General features: G+C 40.1%; 6 protein-coding genes, 3 tRNA genes and 3 rRNA genes. All 12 read right to left on the bottom strand.

Annotated elements, in window-relative coordinates; genetic code table 11:
• Positions 1-27 precede the first annotated feature (27 nt).
• The 12 genes from STERM_RS00780 to STERM_RS00730 all read right to left on the bottom strand — a co-directional run bounded on the left by STERM_RS00780 (position 28) and on the right by STERM_RS00730 (position 11677).
• Positions 28-104 (bottom strand) — tRNA-Asn (locus STERM_RS00780).
• A gap of 12 nt (positions 105-116) precedes the next feature.
• Positions 117-231, bottom strand: a 5S ribosomal RNA gene (gene rrf / locus STERM_RS00775).
• A 73-nt stretch (positions 232-304) separates the two neighbouring features.
• Positions 305-3230, bottom strand: a 23S ribosomal RNA gene (locus STERM_RS00770).
• 79 nt (positions 3231-3309) lie between these two features.
• A tRNA-Ala gene (locus STERM_RS00765) sits at positions 3310-3385 on the bottom strand.
• Positions 3386-3403: 18 nt separating this feature from the next.
• Positions 3404-3480, bottom strand: a tRNA-Ile gene (locus tag STERM_RS00760).
• 73 nt (positions 3481-3553) lie between these two features.
• Positions 3554-5067: ribosomal RNA gene (locus STERM_RS00755) — 16S ribosomal RNA — on the bottom strand.
• Together the 16S, 23S and 5S rRNA genes with 3 tRNA genes alongside form the textbook arrangement of a ribosomal RNA operon.
• Positions 5061-5186 carry a hypothetical protein gene (locus STERM_RS22605; protein ID WP_280109822.1) on the bottom strand — a complete coding sequence of 42 codons (126 nt, stop codon included), beginning with the start codon at positions 5184-5186 and terminating at the stop codon, positions 5061-5063. Before STERM_RS22605 ends, STERM_RS00755 begins: the two co-directional genes overlap by 7 nt.
• Before the next feature lie 343 nt (positions 5187-5529).
• Complete coding sequence (locus tag STERM_RS00750) at positions 5530-6225, bottom strand: biotin--[acetyl-CoA-carboxylase] ligase (RefSeq protein WP_012859637.1); 696 nt, start codon at positions 6223-6225, stop codon at positions 5530-5532.
• Positions 6226-6308: 83 nt separating this feature from the next.
• Complete coding sequence (locus STERM_RS00745) at positions 6309-7568, bottom strand: ArsB/NhaD family transporter (RefSeq protein ID WP_012859636.1); 1260 nt, start codon at positions 7566-7568, stop codon at positions 6309-6311.
• 30 nt (positions 7569-7598) lie between these two features.
• A complete protein-coding gene (locus STERM_RS00740) occupies positions 7599-8513 on the bottom strand; it encodes a PTS sugar transporter subunit IIA (RefSeq protein ID WP_012859635.1) in 915 nt (304 codons plus the stop codon).
• A gap of 158 nt (positions 8514-8671) precedes the next feature.
• Positions 8672-11173 carry a DegV family protein gene (locus STERM_RS00735; RefSeq protein ID WP_012859634.1) on the bottom strand — a complete coding sequence of 834 codons (2502 nt, stop codon included), beginning with the start codon at positions 11171-11173 and terminating at the stop codon, positions 8672-8674.
• 9 nt (positions 11174-11182) lie between these two features.
• A complete protein-coding gene (locus STERM_RS00730; RefSeq protein WP_012859633.1) occupies positions 11183-11677 on the bottom strand; it encodes a KdsC family phosphatase in 495 nt (164 codons plus the stop codon).
• Positions 11678-11750: the final 73 nt, after the last annotated feature.

Raw genomic sequence — 11750 nt, 5'->3', positions numbered from 1 at the left:
AATCCTATTAAACAATAGGAAAAAAAGTGGCGTCCCTGGCAGGACTCGAACCTGCGACCCTTTGATTAACAGTCAAATGCTCTAACCAGCTGAGCTACAGAGACAAATAATTAAAAGCTTGGCGAAGACCTATATTCCCTAGAAGTAAATCTAAGTATTGTCGGCGCAAACAGGCTTAACTACCAGGTTCGAAATGTATCTGGGTGTACCTCTGTCGCTATGTTCACCAAGCAAGGATTGTCTTAAAAAGACAATGAGAAATAAATAGTAGGATAGATATCCATCAGTAAAAACGGTATATATTTTTTAAAAAGCTTCGTCATATTAGTACTGGTCAGCTAAATATATCACTATACTTACACCTCCAGCCTATCAACCTCCTAGTCTCGAAGGTGACTTAACCATAAAGGTAGAATACTCATCTTGAAGTGGGCTTCTCACTTAGATGCTTTCAGCGATTATCCCTTCCAAACGTGACTACCCAGCTGTGCCACTGGCGTGACAACTGATTCATCAGAGGTTTGTCCATCCCGGTCCTCTCGTACTAAGGACAGATCTTCTCAATATTCTTACGCCTGCAGTGGATAGGGACCGAACTGTCTCACGACGTTCTGAACCCAGCTCGCGTGCCTCTTTAATGGGCGAACAGCCCAACCCTTGGGACCTTCTCCAGCCCCAGGATGAGACGAGCCGACATCGAGGTGCCAAACACTTCCGTCGATATGGACTCTTGGGAAGTATCAGCCTGTTATCCCCGGGGTAGCTTTTATCCGTTGAGCGACGGCCCTTCCATTCGGTACCGCCGGATCACTAAGTCCCGCTTTCGCGCCTGCTCGACCCGTCAGTCTCGCAGTCAAGCTCCCTTATGCCTTTGCACTCTTCGGTTGATTTCCATCCAACCTGAGGGAACCTTTGAACGCCTCCGTTACTCTTTAGGAGGCGACCGCCCCAGTCAAACTGCCCACCTAGCACTGTCTCACAGGTTACAAACCCATGATTAGAATTCCGACAATATATGGTTGGTATTCCACCAGTGACTCCTTTACAGCTAGCGCCATAAATTCAACGTCTCCCAACTATCCTATACACACATTGCCAAAACCCAATGCCAAGCTACAGTAAAGCTCCACGGGGTCTTTCCGTCCTACTGCAGGTAGTCGGTATCTTCACCGCCATTACAACTTCACCAAGTCTCCAGCCAAGACAGCTCCCAAATCATTTCACCATTCGTGCAGGTCGGAACTTACCCGACAAGGAATTTCGCTACCTTAGGACCGTTATAGTTACGGCCGCCGTTCACTGGGGCTTCAATTCGAATCTCTCAATCCTCCTCTTAACCTTCCAGCACTGGGCAGGTGTCAGCCCATATACGTCGCCTTTCAGCTTAGCATAGACCTGTGTTTTTGGTAAACAGTTGCTTGGGACTCTTCACTGCGACCTACTTCTGCTCCGGACGTTTCTTCCTTCACATAACATAGGTACCCCTTCTCCCGAAGTTACGGGGCCATTTTGCAGAGTTCCTTAGCTAGAGTTATCTTGTCGGCCTTATGTTTCTCACACAGTCCACCTGTGTCGGTTTACAGTACGGGCACTATTATTCTAAATAGAAGTTTTTCTCGGCAGCATAGGATTTGTAACTTCGCTTCCTTAGAAGCTCCCTATCAAGTCTCACATTTAATCAGGCGGATTTACCTACCTAATCATGCTACTCTCTTCGACATACTATTCCGTCAGTATGCTTACATACCTTTCTGCGTCACTCCATCTCTCAAACAAATAACAGTGGTATAGGAATATTAACCTATTTTCCATTCGCCTACGCTTTTCAGCCTCAACTTAGGTCCCGACTCCCCCAAAGCGGACAAACCTTCCTTTGGAAACCTTGGACTTCCGGCCAGAGGGATTCTCACCCTCTTTCTCGCTACTCATTCCTGCATTCTCACTTCTGATACCTCCAGCATGCCTTACAGCACACCTTCTTCGGCCTACAGAACGCTCTCCTACCAAACTAACTTACGTTAGTTTCCACAGCTTCGGTTTATGTCTTAGCCCCGTTACATCTTCGGCGCAGACACTCTCGACCAGTGAGCTATTACGCACTCTTTAAAGGTATGGCTGCTTCTAAGCCAACCTCCTGGTTGTTTCTGAATGTCCACCTCCTTCCCCACTTAGACATAATTAGGGACCTTAGCTGGTGGTCTGGGCTGTTTCCCTCTCGTCTGCGGACCTTGTCACCCACAGACTCACTCCTAACAATTAAACTATAGTATTCGCAGTTTGCTTGACTTCAGTAAGCTATACGCCCCCTAGGCCATACAGTGCTCTACCCCCATAGTTCTTTGTTAAGGCTGCACCTAAATGCATTTCGGAGAGAACGAGCTATCTCCTAGTTCGATTGGCTTTTCACCCCTAAACCTATCTCATCTCCCAGCATTTCAACGATGGTGAGTTCGGTCCTCCACTAAGTCTTACCTTAGCTTCAACCTGGACAGGCCTAGATCACTAGGTTTCGCGTCTATAACATGCGACTATCGCCCTATTAAGACTCGGTTTCCCTTCGGCTCCGCTTCCTTAACCTTGCCACATATCATAACTCGCAGGATGATTAACCAAAATCCACGCAGTCACCCCGAAGGGCTCCTACCGTTTGTAAGCACACGGTTTCAGGTTCTATTTCACTCCCTTACACAGGGTTCTTTTCACCTTTCCCTCACGGTACTCTCCTCTATCGGTCAACAAGAGTATTTAGCCTTACGAGATATGGTCCTCGCTGATTCACACCGAATTCCTCGTGCTCGATGCTACTCGGGATATTTAATATATACACTCAATATTACTCATACAGGACTTTCACCTTCTATGGTTTACCTTCCCAGATACATTCTAATTCTATTTCGTATATATTGACTTCAGAGCTATCCGTCATTAAACTCCCACTACCCCACACAAGCAACGCTGCTCGCTTATACACTTATGTGGTTTAGGCTCTTCCCCTTTCGCTCGCCGCTACTCAGAGAATCGTTTTTACTTTCTCTTCCTCGGGTTACTTAGATGTTTCAGTTCACCCGCTTACCTCTTTCGTAAATACCCTCCAGGTATTTAGGTTCTCCCATTCGGACATCTTAGGATCAAAGCTTCTTTGCAGCTCCCCTAAGCTTTTCGCAGCTTATCACGTCCTTCATCGGCTCTTGTTGCCTAGGCATCCTCCGTGTGCCCTTAGCGCTTTTCTTTCGATAACCTCTTTTTTACTTTCTTTCTTTCTACCTACTATTCATTTCTCATTGTCCAATTATTACTTTTTTATACTTTTGGTGGAGATAAGCGGAGTCGAACCGCTGACCTCTGCCTTGCAAGGGCAGCGCTCTCCCATCTGAGCTATATCCCCAAAAAAACATTTTCGATATGGTGGGCATGACTGGACTCGAACCAGTGACCCCTGCGTTATCAGCACAGTGCTCTAACCACCTGAGCTACACGCCCATATCATTTTTTTCAATTGTCTATAAAAAACAATCAAAATAAAAGAAGAAGCTGCCATCTTATTTCTCCTTAGAAAGGAGGTGATCCATCCGCACCTTCCGGTACGGATACCTTGTTACGACTTCACCCCAATCGCTTACCACACCTTCAGTACTTCCTTCCCTTACGGGTTAGGCCAGCAATTTCAGGTGCAACAAACTCTCGTGGTGTGACGGGCGGTGTGTACAAGACCCGAGAACGTATTCACCGCGGCATTGCTGATCCGCGATTACTAGCGATTCCAACTTCATGAAGTCGAGTTGCAGACTTCAATCCGAACTGAGAACAGATTTCTTGATTTGCTCCATGTCACCATTTTGCTTCTCTTTGTACTGTCCATTGTAGCACGTGTGTAGCCCAGATCATAAGGGGCATGATGACTTGACGTCATCCCCACCTTCCTCCTGCTCTTCGCAGGCAGTCTCGCTAAAGTCCTCAACTTAATGTTAGTAACTAACGATAGGGGTTGCGCTCGTTGCGGGACTTAACCCAACATCTCACGACACGAGCTGTCGACAGCCATGCACCACCTGTCTTCCGGTTCCCGAAGGCACTTAAGTATCTCTACCTAATTCCGGAGATGTCAAGATCTGGTAAGGTTCCTCGCGTTGCGTCGAATTAAACCACATGCTCCACCGCTTGTGCGGGTCCCCGTCAATTCCTTTGAGTTTCAGCCTTGCGGCCGTACTCCCCAGGCGGTTCACTTATCGCATTTGCTTCGGCACAGACGATCTACTCGCCCACACCCAGTGAACATCGTTTACAGCTAGGACTACCAGGGTATCTAATCCTGTTTGCTCCCCTAGCTTTCGCACTTCAGCGTCAGTTTTTGTCCAGTGAGCTACCTTCGTCATCGGCATTCCTACATATATCTACGAATTTCACCTCTACTCATGTAGTTCCGCCCACCTTTCCAATACTCTAGAATTTCAGTTTCGTCGGCAAGCTAATGGTTGAGCCACTAGTTTTCACCGTCGACTTGAAACCCCGCCTAGATGCCCTTTATGCCCAATAATTCCGGATAACGCTTGCGACATACGTATTACCGCGGCTGCTGGCACGTATTTAGCCGTCGCTTATTCTGTTGGTACCGTCATTTTTTTCTTCCCAACTTAAAGCACTTTACAATCCGAAGACCTTCGTCGTGCACACAGAATTGCTGGATCAGAGTTACCTCCATTGTCCAATATTCCCCACTGCTGCCTCCCGTAAGAGTAAGGGCCGTATCTCAGTCCCCTTGTGGCCGTCCACCCTCTCAGGCCGGCTACCTATCATCGCCTTGGTTGTCCGTTACACTACCAACTAGCTAATAGGACGCAAAGCTCTCATATGGCATTGCTTTTCATGAATCAATGATGCCATTAATTCATTATATCAGGTCTTATCCGTCGTTTCCATCGGTTATCCCTGTCCATATGGCAAGTTCTTTACGCGTTACTCACCCGTCCGCCATGATACCCTCTCCCCGAAGGGAGTCTTCTCATCGACTTGCATGTGTTAAGCATTCTGTCAGCGTTCATCCTGAGCCAGGATCAAACTCTTCATTCAATATTTATTTCCACTACCTTAATCTTTTCTTTCTTGGCGTTTGCTTCTTCTTCTATTTTCATTGTCCTTTTTGCCAGCGAATCTTTGTCGTTGACAAGGAATATATTATCAAATCTCATTGACTTTGTCAACGCTTTTTTTCAATTTTTTTATGTTTTTTTCGACTGTCTTCTCAAACCCTTTATTTTCAAGGGTTTTTTTTAGACAATTTTTTCGAAATTTATGATTTGCAATATAGATTTTTTACAGCTGATACTATAAATTATTTGAAAAATTTTTGTATCTTGAAAATCCTGATTATATTTATATGATTTTTCAGATCTGAAAATCAGTGCAGCATCTCATTTATTTTTGATAAACAATACCGAAGATTTTATCATTCTGTAAGATATAAATACAATCTGCCAGCAAAACCCATTCCGGCAATAAGCGAAGACAGCCTGCCGCAAAAAGGATGCCGCATTAATTCTTTATTTTTATCCCTTTTATTTCATCAGAATATATATCTGTATAATTTTTCTCACCATCTTTTTTTACTTTTAAACTTCCGTCATAATTTATCTTTATTACCTCATACTGTTCTTTTTGATTATTTTCAACCAGCTTATTATTAAGTGAATGTTTTTCGTTTAGAAAATCTATTACGGCCTCCCATTCTTCCGCTATTTTTTCCAGTCTCTGTTTTGTTTCCTCCACTGTTTTTACTATTATATTTTTTACATCATATTCTTTTCCGGTTATCAGCTTTAGAGACAACGCTGTTTCACCATATACTCCAAAATCTGTATTATTTACATTTATTCCTATTCCGACTATTAGAAAATCCTCACATTTTTCGATCAATATGCCAGATATTTTTCTTCCGTTATAATGTATGTCATTAGGCCACTTAAACGTTAATTTATCGGATTCCAATATCCCGTCTAATATTTTGTAGACAGCATAACCAACGAGTAATGAAGTCTTCTCCCCATAATCATTATCTTTTACAAGAAAGGAAAATAAAGCCGCACCCTTGTCTGAAATCCATTTATTTCCGCGTCTTCCTTTACTGGCTGTCTGGTTATCCGCATACACTATATCATATTCCTGCTTATGCCTTTTTCTCTTTAATACTTCATTTGTGGAATCTGTTAATTCTAAATGCTCTATTCTCATAATAATTTCTCCCTTACATATATTTATACAAAAAAAATAAAGAGGGGTATCCCTCCTTACTTTTCCACATTTATTCCGAAAATTTATCTCAAATATCTGAAATTCAGATATATCATTGCTATGACTATTGTCACAAAAGTTAATGGAAGGCCATATTTTAGATATTCTATAAATGATATTACTTTTCCGTTCTTTTTACTTATATTGGCTGCGACCACATTAGCAGAAGCTCCTATTAATGTAGCATTTCCTCCAAGACATGCCCCGAGTGCAAGACTCCACCAGAGTGCATCCACATTTGGAAATGCAGTTTCCAGATTTTTTATCAGAGGAAGCATTGTTGTCGTATATGGTATGTTATCAATGATTGGTGAAACTGAACTGGACAATATACCTATAAATAAAGCAGTTTTTTGAAAATCTCCTTTTGTAAGAGATAATGTAGCTTCTGCAAGCATTTGTATTACTCCCACTTCCACAAGACCTTCCACCATAATAAACAGACCCATAAAGAAAAACAATGTAGGCCATTCTACTTTTTCAAATATTTCCTCAGGTTCTTTTTTACTGACAAGTATCAGAGCCATTGCTCCTGCAAGTGCAATTATAGAAGGCTCTATATGTGTAATCTCATGTGATACAAATCCGGCTATTACCAAAAGAAGTATAACCAGTGATTGATACATAAGCTTTTTATCTTTTAATGCCCTGTCAGGACTTAATTCCATTATATGTGCTTTCAGTTCTCTTGAAACTTTCAGTTTTCTGCAGTAAAAAAAGTAAAGCAGAAATATTGTAACTATCAGATTAATTATAATTACAGGTCCAAGGTTTATAATAAAGTCGTTAAATGAAAATCCAGCTTCACTCCCTATTAGTATATTAGGCGGGTCACCTATCAAAGTCGCCGTTCCGCCTATATTTGATGCCAGTATTTCCCCGATAATAAACGGTTTTGTATCCAGCTTCAGATTTTCCAGCATAACTATAGTTACCGGAACTATAAGCAGAATCGTGGTAACATTATCCAAAAACGCTGAAAATACTGCCGTTGCCAGCATCAGCAATACTAATAACGGTATAGGTTCTCCCTTTACCAGCTGGGTTGCTTTAATGGCTATCCATTCAAAAAGTCCCGTTTCTGCAAGTATTGATACCATAATCATCATACCTACCAAAAGAAATATTACATTCAGATCTATTGCTCTAAAAGCCTCTTCCGCCCCCAAAACTCCCGTCATTACCATTACTATTGCCCCTAACATCGCCAAAACAGATATAGGGAATTTCTCAAAAATAATTAATATATATGCCAAACAAAATATAATTATTGCTACCAACATATGCGACATTCCTAATCACCAAAACCTTCATTAAATATGTAAAAACTTTTTAATTATGTCACGTCTTTCTATCATTCCAAAATACTTATCATTTTCCACTACGTAAAGCCTAGTTCTTCCTTCTGTTATCATATTAAAGCATATTTCCATAATAGATGCCTGTTTATCAACTAAATTTTTACTTTTTCTATATAATTCTCTGACAGTTACTTTTCCCGCATTCAAAAAATATTCTTCAAAAGGTTCGCCTACTGTCATAAAGCTGAGTCCTGATACCAGTGAAGCATATTTAGGCATCCCGAATTCTATGAGCTCTCTTTCTGTTATTTCTCCGACAAAACATCCTGTGCCGTCCACTACAGGCAGACCTGTTTTATTTTCTCTTATAAAACGTGCAGCTACAGATTCCAGCGGCTCGCTCAGACTTACCGGCCTCACAGTCGTATCCATAAGATCCTCGGAAGTTACTGTTTGTTTTATATCATTTTCATATTCCTGTATCAGTTCTATGAACTCATCTTCACTTTTTACACCCTTTACCTTTTCCAGAAACTCATTCTGATGCCCCAGATAAGATACCAAAGACATTAGTTTTAATACAGTTCTGTTTTTAGTCAGCCCCGAAAGAATAATGAAAAACAGCTCTATGCTTTCTTCCTTATTTCTTACTATTGCTTTCATAGGTTTTTTCAGCGTTCCTGATATAACAGTCGTATCATCATACCCGTCTATTCTTCCATGAGGCAGGACAATACCATGTCCCAGAGCAGTAGAGGTTTCATCTTCCCTTTTCAAAACAGCTTTTTTTGCCTTATCTAAATTATTCCTAACTTCTTCGTCAACTTCAGCTGCCTTGTCTAAAATATTATTTATTAATTCTTCTACATTTTCAGACTCTGTATTTAAAAATACCAATTCCTTTGAAATAAAATTAGAAATTCTCATGTTTTTCCCACTTTCCCGGCACCTGCAAGCAAGGATTTTACATTTATATTCTGTAAAATAAACTGCAGGCACTTCTGTTAATGAAAGAGTATATGGTTCTTACGCCATATACTGCTTTATATCTACTATTTAGTTTATAATAAATCCAATTATCTGTATCAGCTCAATTTAGGATAAGTGATTATCCCGAAACCTGAACCTACATGCGATCCTATAACCGGTCCTACTAATTTAATATTTACTACCGTTACCTTAGGATTTTTCTCATATTCCTTTGCTATTTTATCTGCCACATCAAGACTTCTTGCCACACCTGCCCAGACCACATATAAATATACACTTTGATTTTCTGTCTCCTGTTTTATGGTCTTTCTTATGTAGTTCATAACACCCATTTCACCGATTACTTTCTTTTCAGGAATTACTTCTCCGTTTCTCACGCCTATTATCGGTTTTAAGTGCAGTGCAGAACCAATATAGCTTGTAGCTTTTCCTATTCTTCCGCCCTTTTCCAAAAACTTCAGGTCATTTAATGCAATCAGAAATCTTGCTTTTGATCTGGTATTTTCTACCCAGCTTACAATACTCTGGGCTGATTCTCTTTTCAAAGACTTTTTCGCAGCTTCTGTTACAAGATGTCCCAGTGCCGATGTTGTAGTAAGGCTGTCCAAAATCTCTATATTATCCTTTTCTTCAAGCAGATTTTTAGCTACTTGTGCAGATTGTGAAGTTCCGCTTAATTTTGAGGAAATATGTATTGAAAGTATTTTTTTATATCCCTTTTCAAATAATCTCTTATACGCTTTCAGAAAATCCTGCGGTGCAGGCTGTGAAGTTTTCAATCCTGTATTTGTTTTCAGTATTTCTTCCCAAACCTGTGTTCTTGAAATTTCAAATATATCCTTATATAAATTTCCATCAAACTCTACCTTCAGAGGAACTATGCTGATAGGGAGATTCATGACCTCTTCCGGCACAAGATCCGATGTAGAATCTGTCAATATTGCTATTTCAGGCATATTAGGATTTTTATTTTCCAGATATATGTAATAATAGTAATTTTCCTGATTTCCGTTTATAAATGTTTTATAAAGCCTCGCTGATTTCTCTTCTATAAGCTTTTTGCACTGCTCATCTTTTTCACTGCCTTCTGCTACTGTTATTGTCATTGTATCTTTAGTGATATTCTGGTCCAGTACATTTGAAACCAGTGTTTTCAAATCATTTTCGGCATATTTTATCTTACCGTTTATAAGGGCAATATAATTTCCCTGTTTTATTTCCAGATCATCTACCTTTGTATCTCTTACAGCTTTTGTCACTTCAATGGAAACATTTCTTTTTTCCTCTTCCATTAATTTTTCTATTTCATCATTTCTGTCTTTTATATAAAAATTTCCTTCAAGCATTGTTCTTGTTTCCATTACAACAGCATTTTTATCTGATTTTCCACAGGCCAGTTTTGCAGTAGAGATTATATTTTTATTGTTAGGATAAATATAAATTATTTTCTTATCAAGTTTTTCCAGTGCATTCAGTATGTCCTGCACACTTGGATTTTTACTCTGCCCGCCGAGAATTACCACATCGGCACCGTTTTTAAGAAACTCATTTTTAAGATTTTCCGTATCTGCTACTATAATATGTCCTTTTTCAGATAACGTTACTTTATCACTGACAAATATCTTTGCTCCTTCTTCGTCAGGCTGTTTTACGTATAAATTTTCATGCTGAAGCTTCATATTTTCTATTTTTACTTTTTCCAGATCACCGTTTTTTAGTGCAAGCTCCAAAGCCTGCCCGGGATTGTTCGTATGAACATGAACCTTGAATTTTTTGGAGCTCTGTGCAAAAACAGCCGAATCTCCCAGTTCAAGGATTTCTGCCTTGAATTTATCTGTATCAAAACTTGAACTTCCTATTATAAATTCTGTACAGTACTGAAACTTTATACTGTCCGGATCATGGTCTATATTTGCAATTGTTGAAGAAAAATCAGCATTTTTGACTTCTGTAGGTTCTATTTCCTCTATAAGATCCGCCTGTGTTATAAGCATATAAAAACCTTCAAGCATATAAAACAGTCCTTTTGCTCCGGCATCTACCACTCCTGCTTCTTTAAGCTTCGGCAGCTCTTCCGGTGTTTGTTCCACAGCTTCCTGCGCTGTATCTTTTATATTTTCCAAAAGACCTACAAGGTCGTCACTTGTTTTTACATATTCTCTTGCAGATTCTGCTACTTTTCTTATTACTGTAAGTATCGTTCCTTCCACAGGCTGATTTACAGCTTTATACGCTACTTCCTTTGCTGATTCCAGTGCTGTTACCACATCAGCGGCATATAATCTGTCTTTATCCCCGATTCCCTTTAGAAAACCAGTGATTATCTGAGACAAAATTGTCCCGGAATTCCCTCTTGCACCCATAAGGATTGCTTCTTCCACAGCTTCGCTTACCTCATTCATGCTGCTTTTTTCATCTACCTTTGTCAGTTCTTTTTCTACTGAACTGATTGTCATGGACATATTGCTTCCTGTATCTCCGTCAGGAACCGGGTACACGTTCAGTTCATTCAGAACTTCCTCATGCATTACCAGCCATTTGCTTCCTGCGATCAAAAGCATCCTCAAACGTTTTGCATCAATATATCTAATTCTCATTCATTCCTCCTAATTACTTTGAACTATTTTATTCCAAGAATTTTCTTTTTTTAATATATATTCTAAAAACTCCCTGACAGCTCCTTCTCCTCCATTTTTAGAAGAAACAAAATCAGCTGTTTCCAATATCTCTCTGCAGGCATCCGCCGGTGCTCCTACAAGTCCTACCCTTTTCATCACTTCAAAATCATTCAGATCATCGCCTATATACGCTGTTTCCTCATCAGTAATATTCAGCTCCTTTTTCAGCTGCTCATATACCACTATTTTGTCATCAATTCCCTGATAAAGATGCGTGATTCCCAGTTCTTTGGCTCTGATGCTTACTATCTTTGAATTCCTTCCTGTTATAATAGCAAAAATCTTTCCGCACTTTTTTCTGGCACTTGCAATCATGTATCCGTCTTTTACGTTAAACTCCTTAAACTCTTCCCCGCTGTTGCCTATAAGTATTCCGCCTTTGGTAAGAGTCCCGTCCACGTCCAGAATTATCAATTTTATCATAAATCTTCTCCAATAAACATTTATATTTTACAAATTATATGTAAAAAAGTAAAGTCCAAAACAAATGGTAATT

It is taken from the genome of Sebaldella termitidis ATCC 33386 (genome assembly GCF_000024405.1).
GTDB lineage: Bacteria > Fusobacteriota > Fusobacteriia > Fusobacteriales > Leptotrichiaceae > Sebaldella > Sebaldella termitidis.
Note: the sequence above shows the minus strand (reverse complement) of the source record. Positions and strands in the feature narration are given on the sequence as shown.

Coding starts and splice junctions, on each gene's coding strand:
- STERM_RS22605 (WP_280109822.1), bottom strand. CDS start 5,186: ATGAGATTTGATAATATATTCCTTGTCAACGACAAAGATTCGCTGGCA.
- STERM_RS00750 (WP_012859637.1), bottom strand. CDS start 6,225: ATGAGAATAGAGCATTTAGAATTAACAGATTCCACAAATGAAGTATTA.
- STERM_RS00745 (WP_012859636.1), bottom strand. CDS start 7,568: ATGTTGGTAGCAATAATTATATTTTGTTTGGCATATATATTAATTATT.
- STERM_RS00740 (WP_012859635.1), bottom strand. CDS start 8,513: ATGAGAATTTCTAATTTTATTTCAAAGGAATTGGTATTTTTAAATACA.
- STERM_RS00735 (WP_012859634.1), bottom strand. CDS start 11,173: ATGAGAATTAGATATATTGATGCAAAACGTTTGAGGATGCTTTTGATC.
- STERM_RS00730 (WP_012859633.1), bottom strand. CDS start 11,677: ATGATAAAATTGATAATTCTGGACGTGGACGGGACTCTTACCAAAGGC.